The 17505-nt window shown below is 69.4% G+C and carries 23 protein-coding genes; 10 read left to right on the top strand and 13 right to left on the bottom strand.

The window, feature by feature from the left end; all coding sequences use genetic code 11:
• Positions 1-43 precede the first annotated feature (43 nt).
• Together AB0I71_RS07765 and AB0I71_RS07760 are read right to left on the bottom strand one after the other, a co-directional pair.
• On the bottom strand, positions 44-907 hold the full coding sequence (locus tag AB0I71_RS07765; protein ID WP_357582458.1) for a virginiamycin B lyase: 864 nt from the start codon (positions 905-907) through the stop codon (positions 44-46).
• A gap of 26 nt (positions 908-933) precedes the next feature.
• Entirely contained in the window at positions 934-1206 is a 273-nt protein-coding gene (locus tag AB0I71_RS07760) for a hypothetical protein (RefSeq protein ID WP_357582457.1), read from the bottom strand.
• 77 nt (positions 1207-1283) lie between these two features.
• Between AB0I71_RS07760 and AB0I71_RS07755 the strand changes: the two genes are divergently transcribed.
• Positions 1284-1916, top strand: coding sequence for a TetR/AcrR family transcriptional regulator (locus AB0I71_RS07755; RefSeq protein WP_357582456.1), 633 nt, complete (start codon positions 1284-1286; stop codon positions 1914-1916).
• A gap of 115 nt (positions 1917-2031) precedes the next feature.
• Positions 2032-3087 carry a questin oxidase family protein gene (locus AB0I71_RS07750; RefSeq protein ID WP_357582455.1) on the top strand — a complete coding sequence of 352 codons (1056 nt, stop codon included), beginning with the start codon at positions 2032-2034 and terminating at the stop codon, positions 3085-3087.
• Between the two features lie 247 nt (positions 3088-3334).
• Here the strand turns inward: AB0I71_RS07750 and AB0I71_RS07745 are convergent, their stop codons facing one another.
• The 4 genes from AB0I71_RS07745 to AB0I71_RS07730 form a co-directional block, all read right to left on the bottom strand.
• Positions 3335-3631: a hypothetical protein gene (locus tag AB0I71_RS07745; protein WP_357582454.1), complete on the bottom strand. Its 297-nt coding sequence runs from the start codon at positions 3629-3631 to the stop codon at positions 3335-3337.
• A 153-nt stretch (positions 3632-3784) separates the two neighbouring features.
• Complete coding sequence (locus tag AB0I71_RS07740) at positions 3785-4711, bottom strand: class I SAM-dependent methyltransferase (protein ID WP_357582453.1); 927 nt, start codon at positions 4709-4711, stop codon at positions 3785-3787.
• Positions 4712-4973: 262 nt separating this feature from the next.
• The gene (locus AB0I71_RS07735; protein ID WP_357582452.1) at positions 4974-5888 is read right to left on the bottom strand and encodes an NAD(P)-dependent alcohol dehydrogenase; all 915 of its coding nucleotides are present in this window, start codon (positions 5886-5888) and stop codon (positions 4974-4976) included.
• Positions 5889-6206: 318 nt separating this feature from the next.
• Positions 6207-7088 carry a helix-turn-helix transcriptional regulator gene (locus AB0I71_RS07730; protein WP_357582451.1) on the bottom strand — a complete coding sequence of 294 codons (882 nt, stop codon included), beginning with the start codon at positions 7086-7088 and terminating at the stop codon, positions 6207-6209.
• Between the two features lie 130 nt (positions 7089-7218).
• Between AB0I71_RS07730 and AB0I71_RS07725 the strand changes: the two genes are divergently transcribed.
• Positions 7219-8124, top strand: a complete 906-nt coding sequence (locus AB0I71_RS07725; protein ID WP_357582450.1) for an oxidoreductase — start codon at positions 7219-7221, stop codon at positions 8122-8124.
• Between the two features lie 182 nt (positions 8125-8306).
• Here AB0I71_RS07725 and AB0I71_RS07720 read toward each other — a convergent pair whose 3' ends face one another.
• On the bottom strand, positions 8307-8774 hold the full coding sequence (locus AB0I71_RS07720) for a hypothetical protein (RefSeq protein ID WP_357582449.1): 468 nt from the start codon (positions 8772-8774) through the stop codon (positions 8307-8309).
• 85 nt (positions 8775-8859) lie between these two features.
• Positions 8860-9078, bottom strand: a complete 219-nt coding sequence (locus tag AB0I71_RS07715; RefSeq protein WP_357582448.1) for a hypothetical protein — start codon at positions 9076-9078, stop codon at positions 8860-8862.
• A gap of 91 nt (positions 9079-9169) precedes the next feature.
• Between AB0I71_RS07715 and AB0I71_RS07710 the strand changes: the two genes are divergently transcribed.
• On the top strand, positions 9170-9778 hold the full coding sequence (locus AB0I71_RS07710) for a class I SAM-dependent methyltransferase (RefSeq protein WP_357582447.1): 609 nt from the start codon (positions 9170-9172) through the stop codon (positions 9776-9778).
• A gap of 54 nt (positions 9779-9832) precedes the next feature.
• Here the strand turns inward: AB0I71_RS07710 and AB0I71_RS07705 are convergent, their stop codons facing one another.
• From AB0I71_RS07705 to AB0I71_RS07695, 3 genes are all read right to left on the bottom strand, one after another.
• Positions 9833-10210, bottom strand: coding sequence for a nuclear transport factor 2 family protein (locus AB0I71_RS07705; protein WP_357582446.1), 378 nt, complete (start codon positions 10208-10210; stop codon positions 9833-9835).
• A 705-nt stretch (positions 10211-10915) separates the two neighbouring features.
• Positions 10916-11698 carry an alpha/beta hydrolase gene (locus tag AB0I71_RS07700; RefSeq protein WP_357582445.1) on the bottom strand — a complete coding sequence of 261 codons (783 nt, stop codon included), beginning with the start codon at positions 11696-11698 and terminating at the stop codon, positions 10916-10918.
• Positions 11699-11787: 89 nt separating this feature from the next.
• On the bottom strand, positions 11788-12735 hold the full coding sequence (locus AB0I71_RS07695; protein WP_357582444.1) for a helix-turn-helix domain-containing protein: 948 nt from the start codon (positions 12733-12735) through the stop codon (positions 11788-11790).
• A 53-nt stretch (positions 12736-12788) separates the two neighbouring features.
• Here AB0I71_RS07695 and AB0I71_RS07690 point away from each other — a divergent pair, with 53 nt between their 5' ends.
• The 3 genes from AB0I71_RS07690 to AB0I71_RS07680 are packed head-to-tail and all read left to right on the top strand — an operon-like array spanning position 12789 to position 14638.
• Positions 12789-13385, top strand: coding sequence for a DJ-1/PfpI family protein (locus AB0I71_RS07690; protein WP_357582443.1), 597 nt, complete (start codon positions 12789-12791; stop codon positions 13383-13385).
• A gap of 60 nt (positions 13386-13445) precedes the next feature.
• Positions 13446-14231 (top strand): ArsR family transcriptional regulator, encoded by a 786-nt coding sequence (locus AB0I71_RS07685; protein WP_357582442.1) that lies wholly within the window; start codon positions 13446-13448, stop codon positions 14229-14231.
• Complete coding sequence (locus AB0I71_RS07680) at positions 14228-14638, top strand: VOC family protein (RefSeq protein ID WP_357582441.1); 411 nt, start codon at positions 14228-14230, stop codon at positions 14636-14638. Before AB0I71_RS07685 ends, AB0I71_RS07680 begins: the two co-directional genes overlap by 4 nt.
• Positions 14639-14650: 12 nt before the next feature.
• Here the strand turns inward: AB0I71_RS07680 and AB0I71_RS07675 are convergent, their stop codons facing one another.
• Together AB0I71_RS07675 and AB0I71_RS07670 are read right to left on the bottom strand one after the other, a co-directional pair.
• Entirely contained in the window at positions 14651-15196 is a 546-nt protein-coding gene (locus tag AB0I71_RS07675; RefSeq protein WP_357582440.1) for a hypothetical protein, read from the bottom strand.
• Between the two features lie 84 nt (positions 15197-15280).
• Positions 15281-15505 (bottom strand): hypothetical protein, encoded by a 225-nt coding sequence (locus tag AB0I71_RS07670; protein ID WP_357582439.1) that lies wholly within the window; start codon positions 15503-15505, stop codon positions 15281-15283.
• Between the two features lie 147 nt (positions 15506-15652).
• On the opposite strand from AB0I71_RS07670, the gene AB0I71_RS07665 reads away from it, so the two are divergent.
• From AB0I71_RS07665 to AB0I71_RS07655, 3 genes are read left to right on the top strand one after another with little or no spacing between them, the layout of a single operon-like run.
• Complete coding sequence (locus AB0I71_RS07665; protein ID WP_357582438.1) at positions 15653-16201, top strand: TetR/AcrR family transcriptional regulator; 549 nt, start codon at positions 15653-15655, stop codon at positions 16199-16201.
• Complete coding sequence (locus AB0I71_RS07660) at positions 16198-16965, top strand: class I SAM-dependent methyltransferase (RefSeq protein WP_357582437.1); 768 nt, start codon at positions 16198-16200, stop codon at positions 16963-16965. Before AB0I71_RS07665 ends, AB0I71_RS07660 begins: the two co-directional genes overlap by 4 nt.
• A gap of 10 nt (positions 16966-16975) precedes the next feature.
• A complete protein-coding gene (locus AB0I71_RS07655; protein WP_357582436.1) occupies positions 16976-17458 on the top strand; it encodes a polyketide cyclase in 483 nt (160 codons plus the stop codon).
• Positions 17459-17505 lie beyond the last annotated feature (47 nt).

Below are 17505 nucleotides of genomic sequence, written 5' to 3'. Positions count from 1 at the left end.
TGTGACACGCCGATGTTGGCGGCGATGACAGGACGTTCGGTGTTTAGCGGCCAGTGGTGACGATGCGGGCCAGGGCACCGGTTTCCAACGCCGTCCACAGGGCACCGTCTGGTCCGAGGGTGATGCCGTGCGGCTCGGAGCACGGGGTTGGCAGGTCATGAACTTCGACCTTCCCGTCCGTGGTGATGGAGCCGACCCGGTTGCCTCCCCATTCGGTGAACCACAGGTCGCCGCCGTCAGTGCTGGTGATGGCGTGGGGCCGGCCGGCACGGTCCGGTAGCGGAAACTCGTCGATCGTTCCGCCGGGGGTGATCCGCCCGATCTGGCCGGCAGCGATCTCGACGAACCAGACCGCGCCGTCGGGACCGGCGGTGATGCCTACCGGGGCGGCGGCCTTCGTCGGCAGCGGGTACATGGTGACGGTGCCGTCCGTGTCGATCCGGCCGATCGCGTTCGCCTGGTTCATCGTGAACCACATTCCGCCGTCAGCGCCGGCGGTGATGGCCGACGGGTAGGCGCCGGTGACCGGCAACGGGAAATCGGTGGTCCTGCCGTCGGTGGTGATCCGGCCGATGCGGTCGGCGTTCATCTCGGTGAACCACAGTGCGCCGTCAGGCCCCGGGGCGATGCCGTACGGCCCGCCGTTGCGGCTGGGTACGGGGAATCGGGTGGTCGCGCCGTCGGTGGTGATTCTGCCGATGCGGTGGGCCCGGGACTCGGTGAACCACAGCGCGCCATCGGGGCCGGTGACGATGATCGTGGGCTGCCCGGCAGGGTCGAGTTGGTACATGGTCGGCCCCTCGCCGGGGACCATGCGTCCGATCTGACCACTGTGGGCGAGCGTGAACCACAGGGCGCCGTCGGGTCCGGTGGTGACGGCGTACAGGCCACGGCCGGCGTCGGTCACTGCGTGTTCCTCAATGAAGGGGGATTTCACAGGGCTCGCTCCAGTCCGTTCTCGATGGCGATGCGTTCGATCTCGGCCGGTGTGCCGGTCATCAGGGTGCGGCAGTGCTGATTGATCAGATCGGCGGGCCAGTTCCACCACGCGGCCCGCCGCAGCCGATGGATGTCCTGGTCGCTGAAGCGGTACCGGATCGGTCGCGCCGGGTCATCGGGATCGTCGTAGTACGTGTAGTCCCCGACGACGATCTTGGGGGACGTGACCAGCGCCTTGAGGAACACCACGCGTGGATGCGTCGCCACCGGGTGAAGGGCCGTGGGGTCAGGTGCCAAGAAAGCCTCACTCGTTAAGGCTACGGTTGTCGCGATAACATCGTCGCATGGCATCGCCGCGACCGACAAGCGACGTTCCCGACGAGTCCGTGACCGGCCGCGCGCGCCGGCCCGGCGGGCGCAGCGCGGCGGTCCGTCGCCGGGTACTCGACGCCACGCTCGCCCAGTTGGTGCAGCACGGCTACGACTCCCTGAGCATCGACACGGTGGCCGAGCGCTCGGGAGTACACCGCACGACGGTGTACCGGCGCTGGCGGGATGTCGGTGGCCTGCTGGCGGACGTCCTGCACGAGGCGAGCGTCGACGCGTGGCGCCCGCCCGACACCGGTTCGCTCGAGGGTGACCTGGTCGCGGTCAACCACGAGGTTTATGTGGCGCTGACCGCAGACCCGGTGACCGTCGCGCTCATCGCCGCCTCATTCCGGTCCGAGCAGGCCGCCGAGGCCCTGCGCGCCTTCTGGACCGACCGGTACGACCGCTGCGCGGACGTCGCGCGGCGCGCCGTCGAACGTGGTGAGATACCGGCGGGCACCGACGCGCGCCGGCTGCTCATCGCCGCAACCGCCCCGCTGTACCACGAGCTCGTACTCCTGCGGGCGGCGACTGACGCGCACCTTCCCGAACTTGTCGCCCGCAGCGCGGCCACCGCCGCCCGCGCAGGCGCCTTCACCGACCGCTAGAACAAACGCCATTTCCCTGGGCTCGGCACCGCGCGTGGCGGTGATGGGTTCACCGGACGCGGGCAGAGCCGGTCATGGTTGACCTCATCCGAGCTTCAGCTTCTACCGTCGGCGCATGAGTGAACTCGACGAGGCTTACCAGCGGGTCCGGCTTACCGGTCCGGAACGGGACGGGTGGCTGTCCAACCACGCGCCCATGGCGGTCGAGGCGCTGGTTCGGCACGGCCACGGCCAGGCGGTGCACCGATGGCTGGACGGATACGCCGACCGGTTGGCGGACCGACCACGGGGAATCGCGCCCATCACCGCCGACGAATGGCGAGACCCGCTCGGCGACCCGGTACGCACCGGTGACTGGCTCGACTACTTCGACCGCGAACTCGCCGACGCACCCTGGCGGCAGGTGCTCGCCCGATGGTGGCCCCGCCTGCTGCCGGGCATCGCCGCCGGCGCCACCCACGGCGTGATCCGGGTCGGCCACGCGGTGCGCGCGCTGCTCGACCAGGAGACCGCACCCCGCGTCACCGAACTCGGCCATGGACTGGCCTACTGGGCGGCTCGCTGGCAGCCCCTCGCACCGCCCGGCTCCGGGCCGTACCTGCCCACCGATCCACGAAGCGCGCTCGACGCGGTGCCGCGCATACCCGACCAGCGCTTCGGAATCCGAGCCCGCCTCGCCCAACTCGCCGACCTTCCCGGCTGGCCAGCGGCGTCCGGGGCGGTGCCGCACGGCGAACAACCCCTCAGGGAAACCGTCGCCGATGAAGAGGCCGTCCCGGCCCGCCTGGCTGGCATCGTGCACGCGGCGGTCGTCCGGCACGGTACCCACGGGTACGCCAATCCGGTCATGCTGGTGCACGCCGCCACCGCTCCGAACGCGGTCCTGCGCACCCTGCCCGCCCTGCCGGCGACGCTCCGGGCGGCCAGCCTGGCCGCCGCCTGGGCCGCCACCGCGGCCGTCACCTCCGCGTACGCCCCGACGAGCGGACGCCCCGCGCCGCCGGTCATACCCGATGTGGACCCCGCCGAGGTCATGCAGCACGCGGTGGACTCCGCCGGACCACACGCCATCAAGTTCGCCGACGCCACGCTCGACGCCTATGCCACCACAAGCGACACCACCGTCCTCGCCGCCTCGCTACTTGCGACAGACCAGACCGGACGTTGGTGAGCACCCGCCACCCTGCACGATGCCCTGACCCGAGCCCGTCGGTTTGCACGAGCCGGACGTCGAGCAGACAGCGCCGCCCGCCGCCAGCGAGGATGGCGAGCAGACACCAACTCCCGCTGATGGCATCCGCTCATCGGCCATCCGTGGACGGCGGCAAGAGAGGATGTTGAGTCGGGCGCTGATTCAGACGACAGGCGTGGATCACGGTGCGGGCTGCAGTCGTCGTCCGACTGCTCGCTAGGTTGATTCAGAGGTCAGTGATGCTGCCGTTGGCGGCGAAGGTAGCCACGGCGGCCAGCAGCGCATCCAGGAAGTCGTCCAGATCCTCCGCGACGACGGTGACGCCGAAGTCGGCGGACCCGGAATAAATGCCCTGCTCGTATCCGCATTCCCGCAGCCGGTAGACGGTGCTGATGCCACCGACGGCGATGGCGTACAGGGCGCCGCCGCCGTCGGCACCGAAGATGACCACGTCGACGTCCTCGCCGAACGGTTCGCCGATGCGGTCCGGGATGCCGTCGTCGTGGTCCAGCACGCCGCGCACGTGATCATGCGGTCGGCGGGCCGGAACGAGTCAGATCGGGGGCGGCGAGAGGTCGGCAATGGCGCCGTTGCCGCTCGATACGGTCTGATCGGCTACTCGGTCTCGGGTCGGGCCTCGTCCAACATCATCGATAGGAACGGTGTCAGGACTAGCTCAGCGCATAGTGGAAGGAGGGGTAGCAGCCGTGGTTGCGCTTGTCGCCAGTTGGAAGTGCCAGATAATCTGACTCGGTGTTCCGTCCCAGGCGGCGCCGAATGCCGCCGGGACGATGCCCAGCAGCGACCAGGGCCATGCGTCCCACGGTCCCGTCACGATTTCCGCGGGCATGTCCCCGCTGGCATCGCCGAACATCCGAGGTTCCTCGCAACGCCGTACCTGCAGGCCCAACGGCAAGGCGACGCGGAGATAGTCACTAGCCCGATGTCGGAAAGCCGGAAGTAGCCCAGGATCACCGTCGGCAGCACGAACGCGCGGCACTGAGCCCAACGCCACGAGTTCCTGGTGCACGTCCGTGATCACCAGATGGCCGCCAGGACGCAGGACTCGGGCAAACTCGGTGATCGCCGGCCCGACATCCGGAAGGTGAGTCAGCGCCAGAGCACACACGACGACGTCTACATGGTCGTTGGGCAGGGGGAGATTGCGCAGGTCGCCCTGCCGCAATTCCGCGTTCGGAATGCGGATACGAGCGTGAGCGAGCATGTCCGGGGAACTGTCGACGCCGATGACGTGGTGGCCCTGCTCGGCCAGGTACCCGGCGTACCTGCCGGTGCCGCAAGCCGCGTCCAAGGCCACGCCCAGAGGCAGAGCGCCGAGGATCTCGTGCACGATGGGTTCTTCGACAGCGAACAACCCATTACCTGGCTGATCATAGGTCGCGGACCACACTTTGTAGCCGTTCAGGGTGTCGACCTGCGCCGCGGTGACTCCGGCACCGTCCAGTGCAGGGCTGTCCAGAAGGCGCCGGACCTCGCTGATCCGCGCTTCGACGAAGTCCTGGTCGTAGTCGCCGGCGAAGGCACGCAGCAACGACACGCCCTCGAGCCCCAAGGTGTAAGCGAGCGGATGCTGGTAGGCCACCACGCGACCGTAGCGACGACGTGCGGATCGGACTACCCAATTCCCGCACGGCTCAGCCCTGCTCTGGTTTACGCCGACACGTGACTGGTCACCGCACGGTAACGAGCGATGACCGATTCACCGCACAGGCGGAAGCCGTACCGATCGTCGGCCCTGCCATCAAGATCACGTGTACCCACATCGGCACGACCGCGCGTTGGGCTCTGCCCTCCTCGGTCACGAACCGTGACCCTCGGCGCGCGGTGTGTGCGGCTGCCGCTGGTCAGTTGACGGCCACGATGACTTTGCCGAGTGCACGTCCCTCTCCGACGTGAGCCAACGCCTCGGGCACCTGATCGAGAGTGAAGGTTCGGTCGATGTGGATGGCGAGGTTGCCCGTGGCGCAGCGGTCGGCCACCGGTTCGAAATGTGTCGGCCCTTCCTTGACGGCGAGCACGCCCAGACGGCGGTCGGTGAGCCGGCCGACCGCAGCCCCGATCGTCAGAACGCGCAGCAGCGCCGGAACCGATCCGCCGACACAGCGGTAACGGCCGCCGGGGGCCAGTGCCCGGCGGTAGGCGAACACGGATCGGTGCGCGACCAGGTCGAGGATGAGATCGTACGGGCCGCTGCGGGTGAAGTCCTCGCGACGGTAGTCGATCACGTTGTCCGCGCCGACCGATCGCATGAAGTCGAGCTTGCTGGCGTTGTCGACGCCGGTCACCTCGGCGCCGAGCTGCTTGGCGAGCTGAATGGCGAAAGAGCCCGATCCTCCGCCGGCACCGTTGATCAGGACCCGTTTCCCGGCTGCGGCGCCTGTGGTCCCCTGCCAGGCGATGACGCCCGCCTGCGGGATCGCTGAGGCCTCGGCGAAGGTCAGGGCGGCGGGCTTGTGGGTCAGGACCGACTCGGGAGCGATCGCGTACTCGGCGAAGCCGCCCTTGAGTATGAGGTTGTCGCCATACACTTCGTCGCCGGGTCGAAACCGGGTGACGTCCGGGCCGACCGCATCAACCCAACCGGCGATGTCCGAGCCGAGTGTCCGGCGTGCCGGTGAGCGCAGACCACCGATACGCGAATACAGCGGTGAGCCTTGCAGAGTCTCCCAATCGCTCAGGTTGACCGAGGTCGCCGCAATCTTGACCAGCACCTGCCGGGCAGTAGGAGACGGCCTGGGTACGTTCTCGATCCGCAACACATCCGGTGGCCCGTACCGGTCGTACACGATCGCTCTCATCCACGTACTCCCAGTCCTTCAGCAAGGCAGTCCGGCCTGTCCGGCCGCAGCCCGTCCAAGGCATGCAGGCGACGGCTTCTTGGTAGCACACAGAGACGAGAGACTGGTCGTCCTCCACCGGTGAGCCGACGCTGCCATCGCCTGCGACGACGTATGCAACTCGACACGTCCAGACACCAGCAACCCACTGAAATCACCCTCAGTGTCGATCGCTTCGCGGGCTACGCACGCAGCCGATGATGAAGTCCCGCTGGGGGTGGGGCCGGCGGCGGTCCTCTCTTACGAGGGGTGCTTGTCGGTGAGCGCTGAGCGGGTCGCGTGCAATGACGCCAGAAGCTGTAGCCGGTCCGCGTCGGCGCTGCGCGGCTCGGCGGTGAAGACGAGCATGACGGGGCCGGGATTTCCCGGTAGGGGGTACGTGTCCCAGTCCAGGACGATGTCGCCTACCTCGGGAACCCGGAAGGTCTTGGTGCCGCTCACCGATTCGCGTACGTCGTGCCGGGCCCACAGCCGCCGAAACTGAGGGCTGCGGATGCTGAGCTCGCCGACGATCGCGGTGGCGCGTGGGTGGGTGGGGTCGGTGGCGACGGCGGCGCGCATCATGCCGATGTAGTCCAGGGCCTGCCGCTCCCAGTCCGGGCAGCTACGCTCGCCGGTCAGCGTGTCGTCGAACAGCAGCAGGAGCATGTTGAGCCGGTCGGTCGGGTAGGCGCCCGGGTCGCCGAGCAGCGCCTGCGCCATCGGGTTCCAGTCGAGCAGGTCGAGATGCCGGCCGAGGATGACCGCAGGGGTGTCCATCACCCGCAGCAGGCGCCGGGTGCTGTCCGGTACCCGCTCCGGATCGCGGTTCACCCGGGCGGGCATCGACCGGCGGGCGGCGTGGGCCAGGGTGAACAGGTGCCGGCGTTCCTTGTCGTCGAGGCCCAGCGCGCCGGCAAGCGCGTCCAGGATGTCGTCGGACGGGCGTACCTCCCGGCCCTGCTCGATCCGCTGGTAGTAGTCAGTGCTCAGCCCGGCCAGCAGGGCCAGTTCCTCGCGCCGCAGCCCGGTGACCTTGCGCCGGCCACCCGGCTCCAAGCCGACGTCGTGTGGACGCAGCCGGCTACGCCGAGCGCGCAGGAAGTCGCCGAGCTCCCGAGCGTACGGATGGAGGCTGTTCATGCCGCAAGTCTGCCGCGGCCCGGACCACCGAAGGTAGGTCCGGCAGACCTAGGCAACCGGGAACGACCGAACCGGACCGGACCGCTCCTAACGTCGATGGCCCAGCGCACCGACACCTCCAGGAGAGCAGATGACCGGATGGACCGCCGACCGCATCCCCGACCAGCGCGGTCGGGTCGCCGTCGTGACCGGCGCGAACTCAGGCCTCGGCCTGGTCACCGCCACCGAACTGGCCAGCCACGGAGCCCACGTCGTGCTCGCCGTTCGCCACATCCCCGCCGGCGAGGAGGCCGCCCGCCGGATCGGCGGCCACGTCGAGGTGCGCGAGCTGGACCTGGCCTCCCTCGCCTCCGTGCGGGCCTTCGCGGCGAAGCTGGCCGGCGACCACCCGGCGATCGACCTGCTGGTCAACAACGCCGGCGTGGTACTGCTTGGCCCGCGCCGCACCTCCGCCGACGGATTCGAGCTGCACCTCGCCACCAACATGCTGGGCCACTTCGCGCTTACCGGTCTGCTGCTTGACAACCTGGCTGCGGCGCGGGAAGCCCGCGTGGTCAGTCTCAGCTCGATCACGCACAAGACCGCGCACCTGGACTTCGACGACCTGATGTTCGACCGTGGCTACCGGGCAGCCACCGCCTACGGCCGGTCCAAGCTCGCCACCACGATCTTCGGCACCGAACTGGACCGCCGCCTGCGCGCCGCCGCAGCGCCGATCGTCAGCGTGCTGGCCCACCCGGGTCTCACCCGCACCAACCTGACTCCGCGTGCCTGGCAGCACCGTGGCCGGCTCGGGCGGCTCATCGCGTGGGCCGGGCTACTGGCAACCCAGCCGGTGGAGCGGGGCGCACTGCCGCAGTTGCACGCCGCGACCGAGCCCGGTGTGCGGGGCGGCCAGTTCTTCGGCCCGTCGGGGCTCTGGGAGACGCGGGGCAGGGTCACCGAGGCCCGGCTCAGCCGGGAGGCCGCCGACCGGACCGTCGGCAAACGGCTGTGGGCGGCAGCCGAGGAACTGACCGGCGTCAACTACCTCTGACCTGGGCCGGTCACCGGCCGGTCGGCGGCAGTCCGCAGCGTCGCGATCAGCCGCCGCACCTGCTCTCGCAGGCAGCGGCACCGGGGGCGACGGGGAACCTGATGATCGAGCTCACGAACGGATCGTGCCGAATGCCCAGCGAGGTGCAGCTGCTGCTCGCCTCGATGCCCGAACACGGGCTGTCAGTCCAGGGCTGAGCGGGCCGCGGCGAGGAACGCGTCGCGTAGTTCGTCGAGCGCAGGGTAGAGGGCCTTCAGGTCGGGCACGCCGTCCCAGACCGCCCGATTGATCCGCCGGTAGTAGTCGCGCGCGGAGGTGTGAACGTCGGGCGGGTAGAGCACCTGAAGCATCCGCTCGGCGACCCAGAGCCGGTTCATCGCGTCCTGCGCTGCCGTGCACCAGGAGTCACCGGGGGCCCAGTCGGCGGGGCGCTCGAAGGCCATGCGTTCCGCGTCCGCCGCGACCGCGATGAATCGTTCCAGGTGGACGAGCCGTTCGGCACGTCGGGCATCGGCTCGCGCGATGTCCTGCTTGCGCTGCTCGGTGCGTGAGCTCATGCGTTGCGTGTTGGACTGCACCAACCAGGACAGGCCGCCGCCGAGCACGACGCCGCTGAGGGACGTGATCGCCGTGACGAGTTGGCCGTCCATTGTGCTCACCCTAGCCGCCTCTCCGTGGATTCCACGTGCTCCCGCGGCGAGCCGTGATGGCGATCTTTCGTCACCTTCGCAGCCGTCATGTAGCCGGCATCTGAGGATCGCGCAGGAACTCGGTCCCGGTATCCGCCTCGCCGGCTTGCTCGCTTGATGACGGCAACCGCGTTCTCGACCAGGTGGGCCGGTCTTGAGGTGCTTGCCGAGCGCTGGCGGCGAGGACGGCCTGCTGCGTCGGCATGGCGGGGCCGTGCAGGTCTGATGTCCGGACGAGGCGCTCGAGTTCGATGGTCAAGTTCATGGGTGTCAACCTATGAGCCGCCCGCCGTACCGTGCCTGAGCCGCCGTACTCAGCCGCACCTGAGCACCCCGCGCCGGGCTACCGTGTCGCAGTGAGCGACCAGCCGGTGCGTGATGCCTATTCGTACATGTCAGCGCAGTACATCGCGCTGTTCGATGGGGGCTGGCAGGCCCACGTGGACGACACGGCCCTCATCCGACGCCACCTCGGCGGCCTGGACGGAACGGTGCTCGATCTCGGCTGCGGCCCCGGCCACTGGACGGCCTACCTGCATTCGCTCGGCACCGACGTGACCGGCATCGACCTGGTCCGCGAATTCATCGATCATGCCCGAGCGAACTTTCCCGGGCCGGTCTTCCGACTCGGCTCAATGACCGAGCTGGACGTCCCCGACCATTCGGTGGCCGGGATCCTCTCCTGGTACTCGACAATTCACCTGCCACCACCGGAACTGGACCACGTACTGACCGAGTTCCGCCGGATGCTGGTGCCCTCCGGCAGGTTGGTGATCGGCTTCTTCGACAGCGACGACGAGGTGGCCGAGTTCGACCACAAGGTCCTCACCGCGTACCGATGGCCGGTGGACGAGCTCTCCGCCCGCCTGACCAACGCCGGTTTCACCGAACTTCAGCGCCTGCGACAGCAGTTCCCGGACCGCCCGGACCGCAGGTACGCGGCGATCGCCGCAGGCGTCACCTGATTCCGCTGCGCAGCGTCCGGCATCTGGATGATGGTGGCGGTCGGTCGCCCTCGATCAGCTGGCCGGCTGCTGTCCCGGCCAGAACGGCCACTCCTCGAACGACCGACACCGTCCGTCGCCAGCGAATCGCATGATCCATAGGTCGCGGTACTCCTGGTCGACGGGATCGCCGTAGCGGACCTCCTGGCGCGCCACCGCAACGTCACCGTCGACCGCGACGATCTCACTTGCCATCTGGAACACCTCGTCGGGGCCCTTGCGCTGTTGTTCCCACATCTGGGCGATGGCCGGCAGGCCGACCACGGGCGTCCAGTACGGCCCCTGCTGATAGCTCGCGTCCTCAGTGAAGAGCGTGACAAGCGCCTCCGTGCCCGGCGTCCGCCACACCCGCTCGTAGGCGGCGATCCAATCAGCGACCTGCTTCCTGTCCATGGACAACACCTTGCCATTCGGAAGGCCGCAGGCGGCGGGATCCGTCGAACGCAGACCCAGCGTCGCCCCTGCACTGTCGGCATCGCAGCGTCCGTCACGGTGAGCCTGCTGAACCGGTGACTGGCTGGGTGCTGCCGACCGGACCGGTGACGCCGGGGTGAACGATGCGGTGATCGCCAGACTGCTGGCGGACGTCGGCAACGCGGACGTGCGTCCTGATCCGGAAAGATCCGGCTCGTCGGAGTGACGGCGTCAGCTTCTGGGCCGGGTACGCCGCTCGCGCAGCCAGACGAGCGCCACCATTCCGACGTTGACGGCGGCGAGGATCAGCAGGGACGCCTCGCCGGTGTCGGTGGACCTGTCAATCGCGAAGCCACGATCACCAGCATGGCGATCGTCGTGCCGTTGACACCGAAGGTGGTCCAGCCCGGCGCGTCGGGTGCGACAAGCGCCACCACACCGATCCCCGCGCCGACCAGCAGCGCCGCGAGAATGTGGCTGGGTCAACGGTGTGGTGGACATGTCATCCATTGCAGCGCTCACCGCACCCGTCGAAAAGTGCCACCAGGTCATCGCCTGACCAGGACATCCAGCGGGCCGAACCATGACGTGTTGTCACTGGTGACCCGGCGCGAGGGCGGGCGGAACCGCCTGGTCAGGGTGCTCGGTGGTCGGACTTCGCGCACGGATGTGGACTTCTACCGGTCACGTTGTCGCGATCCGGTCGAGCAGGAACAGCGCCGTGGCATCGATGACATCGTCGAAGTGCCCGCCGACGCCGGGGTAGTGGAATCCGTGTCCGGCGTGGTCGTACTCAACGAGTGTGCACTCGTTACCGGAGCGCACCATCACGTCCCGGAACTGCCGCACACCGTCGATCGGCTCGACCTCGTCGCGGGTGCCGTGGTGGATCTGCATCGGCGGGTTTCCCGGCCGCGCGAACTCGATCAGCGAATACTCGGTGAGTCTGCCCGCCGCGATACCGACCTGCTGTTCGAGGCGGCGCTGCGCCGCCGGCTCGATGGAGCGCAGATTCAGTCCCGCGGGGTTGAGGGCCACCACGGCCGCGATGCCGGGCCCCGGTGCCGTGGTGGACTCCGGTGGGGTCATCGCCGCGGCAAGCGCCAGATGAGCACCGGCTGAGCTGCCGCCCGAGGCCAGGTGCGGTGCTTCGAGCCCGCGCATCGCGGCCAGCCGGGCGAACTGCTCGACCGCGCACCGAACATCGGCGATGCAGTCGTCGATGCTGGCAGCGCCACGACCGAGCAGCCGATACCCGGCTGACCCGGCGAAGATCCCGCGCGACGCCAACTTCCGGCAGTGCGGGGCGAGCCCGTCGGGCGATCCCTCGCGCAGGGCGCCGCCATGGAACCACACGACTCCGGCCTGCGGCCGGGTGCCGTCGGCCGGCTCGAACACCAGCATGGGCAGCTCACTGCCGTCGGCGGCGGCAAAGAGCATCGAGGACTCTCGACAGGCCGCCGTCATGACCGGCATTCGACCACTGACTTCACGCGTCGGCAACCGAACGGGCGCACTGTGACACTGTGATCCCGTGAGTCCGGGTGGCACTGCCGTCAGCGTTGCTGGAATGCGGCGCGGTAGGCGAGCGGGGTGGTGGCGTAGGCCCGGCGGAACTGAAGCCGGAGGTTGGCGGCGCTGCCCAGTCCGCTACGACGGGCGATCTCCTCGACGGTCAGATCGTTACTTTCGAGCAGGGTGCAGGCCATGCGTAGCCGGGCCGCGATCAGCCAGGCGCGGGGACTGGTGCCCAACTCCTTGGCGAAGGCGCGGCTGAGCGTTCTGGTGGACTGCATCGCCTGCCGCGCGAGGTCGGCCACGGTGATGGGTCGGTGCAGGTTGGCCAGGGCCCAGTCCGTCACGTTGCCGAGCCGTTCGCCCGCCGCCACGGTGTGCGCCAGGCTGTACTGGGCCTGTCCGCCGGCGCGGTGCAGCGGAGTGACCATGTGCCGGGCGCGTTGGATCGCCGCCTGCTGCCCGTGGTCGAGGCCGATCAGGTACAGGCACAGGTCGAGGCCGGCGGCGAGGCCGGCGCTGGTCAGCACGCTGCCCTCATCGACGTAGAGGACCGCCGGATCGACCTGCACGGTGGGATGTTCGCGGGCGAGAGCGGCGGCGTGGACCCAGTGGGTGGTGGCTCGACGCCCGTCGAGCAGACCGGCCTGGGCCAGCGCGAAGGCCCCACTGCAGATGGCGGCGATCCGGGCTCCGCGCTGGTGCGCGGCGCGTAGGGCGTCGAGCGCGGCTGCCGGCGCTGGCCCTCGTCGGAACCCGGGCACGATGACGGTGTCGGCGGTGGCGACCGCTTCGAGGCCGGCCGCGACGGTGATACCGAACCCGGGCGTGGTGGTCGGTACCGGGCCCGCCCGCAGTGCGCACAGGACGGCCTCGTACCTGCCGAGACCTTCGTGACCGAAGACCTGCGCTGCGATGGCCGCGTCGAACGCCACGACTGGCGGGAGGGCCAGCACGGCAACGCGGTGTATGGCCGATTCCTCACGCACGATGGCAAGCATGCCACTGGCCCGTCACGGAGACGATCGGCGAGGCTGTGCGGGTGAGAGTAGAGATCGTCGTCTTTGACGGCTTCGACGAACTCGACGCCTTCGGCCCGTTCGAGGTCCTGTCCAGCGCCGGGTTCGACGTGGATCTGGTGGTGGTGGACCGGCCGGGTCCGGTACGCAGCATGCGGGGCGTCCAACTGGACGTACCCGGCGTACTGGGCGCCCCGGACGGGGTGGTGGTGGTCGGCGGTGGCTGGCTGAACCGGGCCGAGCAGGGCTCCTGGGCGCAGGCTCAGGCCGGTGTGCTGCCCCGACGGCTGGCGGACACCGCCCGTTCCGCACGCTGGATGGCGTCGGTGTGCACGGGGGCGATGTTGCTCGCGGCGGCCGGTCTGCTCACCGGGCGCAACGCCACGACGAATCACCACGCGTACGACGAGTTGCGCGCCTACGGCGTGAACGTGATCGAGGAGCGGGTGGTCGACGACGGCGATCGGGTCACCGCGGGTGCGTTGAGCGCCGGTATCGATCTGGGCCTGTGGCTGACCGAGCGGGAGTTCGGCGCGGAACGCGCTGCCGCCGTGGCCGCCACCATCGATTTCTCGCTGCGGGGTCCCGCCTGGACGAACCCGGCAACGACCGCCGCCTGACCGGACGCGTCGACGCCGTTCGGCACAACCCATCAAGACGATTTGATGTAAAGTCGGGTCGTGGCGTCAACGAGCCGTACCACCCCGACGTTCCTGCGCCTGGCCGCCCATCCGCTGCGCTGGCGGCTGTTGACCGAGCTGGCGTCCGGCGACCACCGCGTCCGGGAGCTGGTGGCGATGGTCGGCGAGCCGCAGAACCTGGTCTCCTACCACCTTCGGCTGCTGCGTGACGGCGGGCTCGTCAGCGCCTCGCGCAGCAGCTTCGACGGCCGTGACAGCTACTACCACCTGGATCTGGACTCCTGCGCCCGGGCGCTTGCCGACACCGGCAGCGCCCTGCATCCCGCGTTGCTCGCCCCGACAGCACCTCCCCCGGTGGATCGGCGGCGGTCGCGGAAGCTCGATGTGCTCTTCGTGTGCACCGGCAACAGCGCCCGCTCACCGATCGCCGAGGCTCTGCTGCACCACCACGCCGACGACCGGGTCAGGGTGGTCAGTGCCGGCACCCGGCCCAGGCCGAGCCTGCACCCGCACGCCGTACGCGTACTGCACGACAGCTTCGGCGTCGACGTCGCCGGGCAGCGGCCCCGGCACCTCGACACGGTCGCCCGTCGCCGGTACGACTACGTGATCACCCTGTGCGACAAGGCCCGCGAGGTCTGTCCCGACTTCGCCCACGAGCCCCGTCGGGTCCACTGGAGCGTCCCCGATCCCACCACGAGGGCCGACGTCAGCGAAGCCGACTACTCCGCCTTCCAACGCGCCGCGAACGACATCGACATCCGCGTCAGACACCTGCTACCCGTGCTCACCGCCGCCCCGCCCACGAAGGAGATCCGGCCATGACAGCGCCCAACCAGTACGCGAGCGTCCGCTACCTCGTCGACGACGTCGGCACCGCCGTCGAGTTCTACACCACTCATCTCGGGTTCACCCTGCACACCAGCGCCGCCCCCGCCTTCGCCGACGTGGTACGCGGCCCGCTACGGCTGCTGCTGTCCGGGCCGACCAGCTCCGGCGCCCGTGCCACCCCCACCGACGCCGCCACAGCTGGGCACAACCGCATCCACCTCGTGGTCGACGACCTGGATGCCGAAGTCGACCGACTGCGTCACAGCGGAGTGTCGTTCCGCAGCGAGACGGTCGCCGGCCCGGGCGGGCGGCAGATCCTGCTCACCGACCCCGCCGGCAACCTGATCGAGCTGTTCCAGCCCGCGCACCGATCCACCACCGGCGCGACGACCACGGCCTGAGCGGAACCACTGTCACGCACGGGCCGGCCCAGCGGTCTCGGGGGTCGACGAGCTGGTCGATCCTGCCGGCTCGGCCTGCTGCGACTCGATCGCCCGGATGTGCCGGTACGCGAACCACAACGGCGGGAACGCCCCGACGGCGAAGGACAGGTCCACCACCGTCCAGAACCACGGGATCTCCCGCAGCGGCCCGCAGATCAGCGCCAGCGGCACGATCCCGACACAGGCAATCATGCCAAGCTGGACCACCCAGACGTTTCGCACCGGGTCGCGTAGCGGTCCCCAGAACGCCACGGCCAGCACCAGGTGGGCGTAGGCGAGCCAGTCGGTCCCGTACCGCATGAACGGGTACCGGTCCCCGGTCTCGACGAGTCCGACGTGGACCCGCTCGATCCAGCCGACCAGGGCCGGGAACTGCTCGGCGAGCGGGTCGGTCGCCCGCAGCAGCCAGCGCACCTCGATCTCCAGAGGAAACGCGGTGACTCCGCTCAGAAACAGGCCCACCACCACGATCCACAGCCAGCCCCGGATCCGCCGCAACCGCTCATCGACGCCCATCCCCGCAGGGTAGTGATGAGGTTCAGGCGCCCGTGGCCGGCCACCGGCACCGTGAGCTGACCCACCGATCCGAGGGACGGGCGATCACGAATGCCGTCGTTGCCGGACGATCAGCAGGACACCCCGATGGATCAGCGCACCGACTGCGGTGTTGACGACGGCAAGGCCGGACGCGCCCAGCAGTCCCGGGCCGACGCCCGACACGTCGGTCGCGACGAGCAGCACCGGCCAACCCAGGGCAGCGGCGATGAGCGCCGTCCGCCACCAACGGCCGAGGAGAAGACCGAACAGGATCAGTGTCGGGATCATCGCGACAAGCCTCCTCCCGTTGCCGCCAACCTACTGTGCCAGGGCGGTACCGCAGGGGACGGCGACCGATGTGCCGCCGTTCATCGGAAGCGGAAACGCCAGACCCCGGTCTTGTTTGTAAGTGGTTACTAGTGTCAGGCTCCGGGTGTGGTGGAGCAACGAAGTACGGCCCGACGGCGGCGGGCGGACGCGATCGACAGCGGCATGCGGGTCTTCGCCGACCACGGGCCGACGACGGCGTCGATACAAAAGGTGGCCGACCGGATGGGCGTGTCACAGCCGTACGTCTTCCGGCTTTTCGGCAGTAAGCGCAACCTCTTCCTGGCCTGCCTGGATGAGCTGGAGGCCCGGATCCGGCAGGTGCTCGACGAGGCGGCCGCCCAGCACCCGGGTGACCCGCTGCCGGCGATGCGTGCCGCTTTCCGGACGCTTATCGCCGACGGCGTCGTGACCGGCCTGTGGTTGCAGGCCTGCGCCGCGGCCCGCTCCGACGAGGCGGTTGCCGCGCACTGCCGGTCCGTGATCGGTCGAATTCTGGAACACGCCGCGCGGTTGTCCAGCGCCGGACCGCAGGAGTTGCGAGGCACGCTCGCACTCGGCGCGTTGGTGGTGATGCTTCAGGCGTTGGGCATGGACCTGAGCGAGGGCAGCCAGGCGGCGATCGATTCCCTACGCGACGCGGAGGCGACGTCATGACCGAGAGGAGTGAGGTGGTGGACCTCTTCGGGTCGACAGCCGAGCTGTACCAGAGCGTCCGGCCGGGCTATCCGCCCGAGATCGCCGGTCAGCTCGTCGCCTTTCACGGCGACATGCCGACTTCGGTGGTCGAGATCGGCGCCGGCACCGGCAAAGGCACCGACGTGCTCGCCCGGATCGGCGCACCCCTGATCTGCCTTGAGCCCGATCCGCGGATGGCGGCCCTGCTGGCCACGCGGTTTCCCCATGTTCGTATCCACGGGGACACCTTCGAGCAATGGGCGCCACCGGCCGGTGGGGTCGACGTGCTGGCCTGCGCCATGGCCTGGCACTGGCTGGATCCGGCCACCCGCAACCCGCGCGCCCGGCGGACACTCACGCCCGGCGGCACCCTGGCGATCTTCGGGCATCGCTACGACTACACCGAACCCGACCAACGAGCGGCGATCCGGGCCGCGCTGCACGCGATCGACCCGACCGTACGGGAACGGCCCGCGGACTGGTTCCATCAGGACGTCGTCGACCACGGGCAGTTCCTCGACGTCCGCAAGGACGTCTTCCGTCGCGAACTGGCACTGGACAAGGAGCGCTACCTCGACCTGGTACGGACCTTCGGACCGTTCCTGACCCGGTCGCCGGAGCAGCAGCAGCGCGCCCTGACCGCCCTCGGCCGACTTGTCGACGAGTTCGGCGGCACCGTGACGCTCGACCTGCGCACCACACTGGTGCTGGGCCGGGCCGGCCGGCGGACCGATGCTCGCTGACCGGTGGGGAGTGACCGAGAACGAGGTACGGCGCGCCTACCCGTGCGACGACTTCGTCGTCTCACCCACCTTGCAGGTATGGCGCGGGGTCGGGATCGACGCGCCTGCCGCGACGGTGTGGCCGTGGGTCGCCCAGATACGACTGGCGCCGTACTCCTATGACTGGATCGACAATCTCGGCCGCCGCTCGCCCCGGCGGTTGGTCGGTCTCCCCGAGCCTCGGGTGGGCGAGGCGTTCACCACCACCGCCGGTGGGCGCAGGCGAGGAAGAATCCTCTCGGTCGAACCCGGGACGCAGCTCACCGCAACGATCATGAACGCGGTCCTGTCCTACGTCCTGGTACCGGAGCAGCACGACACGACGCGGTTGCTGCTCAAGGTGGTGATGCGGACGAACCGGGTCGTCGCTGTCGGGTTGTCCGTCGGAGATCTGATCATGGCCCGACGACAGCTCCTCACCTTCAAACAACTCGCCGAGCGTGGTCACGAGTGAGCTGAGACGTCCGCTGGACCCCGCGCCTGGTCACCGGGCCGGCGCCG

Source organism: Micromonospora sp. NPDC049891 (genome assembly GCF_040660295.1).
GTDB lineage: Bacteria > Actinomycetota > Actinomycetes > Mycobacteriales > Micromonosporaceae > Micromonospora.
Note: the sequence above shows the minus strand (reverse complement) of the source record. Positions and strands in the feature narration are given on the sequence as shown.

Bases quoted from the DNA above. Each gene is read 5' to 3' on its own strand.
- AB0I71_RS07755 (WP_357582456.1), top strand. From the start codon at position 1,284: ATGGCATCGCCGCGACCGACAAGCGACGTTCCCGACGAGTCCGTGACC.
- AB0I71_RS07750 (WP_357582455.1), top strand. From the start codon at position 2,032: ATGAGTGAACTCGACGAGGCTTACCAGCGGGTCCGGCTTACCGGTCCG.
- AB0I71_RS07730 (WP_357582451.1), bottom strand. From the start codon at position 7,088: ATGAACAGCCTCCATCCGTACGCTCGGGAGCTCGGCGACTTCCTGCGC.
- AB0I71_RS07725 (WP_357582450.1), top strand. From the start codon at position 7,219: ATGACCGGATGGACCGCCGACCGCATCCCCGACCAGCGCGGTCGGGTC.
- AB0I71_RS07720 (WP_357582449.1), bottom strand. From the start codon at position 8,774: ATGGACGGCCAACTCGTCACGGCGATCACGTCCCTCAGCGGCGTCGTG.
- AB0I71_RS07715 (WP_357582448.1), bottom strand. From the start codon at position 9,078: ATGAACTTGACCATCGAACTCGAGCGCCTCGTCCGGACATCAGACCTG.
- AB0I71_RS07705 (WP_357582446.1), bottom strand. From the start codon at position 10,210: ATGGACAGGAAGCAGGTCGCTGATTGGATCGCCGCCTACGAGCGGGTG.
- AB0I71_RS07700 (WP_357582445.1), bottom strand. From the start codon at position 11,698: ATGACGGCGGCCTGTCGAGAGTCCTCGATGCTCTTTGCCGCCGCCGAC.
- AB0I71_RS07680 (WP_357582441.1), top strand. From the start codon at position 14,228: ATGACAGCGCCCAACCAGTACGCGAGCGTCCGCTACCTCGTCGACGAC.
- AB0I71_RS07675 (WP_357582440.1), bottom strand. From the start codon at position 15,196: ATGGGCGTCGATGAGCGGTTGCGGCGGATCCGGGGCTGGCTGTGGATC.
- AB0I71_RS07670 (WP_357582439.1), bottom strand. From the start codon at position 15,505: ATGATCCCGACACTGATCCTGTTCGGTCTTCTCCTCGGCCGTTGGTGG.
- AB0I71_RS07660 (WP_357582437.1), top strand. From the start codon at position 16,198: ATGACCGAGAGGAGTGAGGTGGTGGACCTCTTCGGGTCGACAGCCGAG.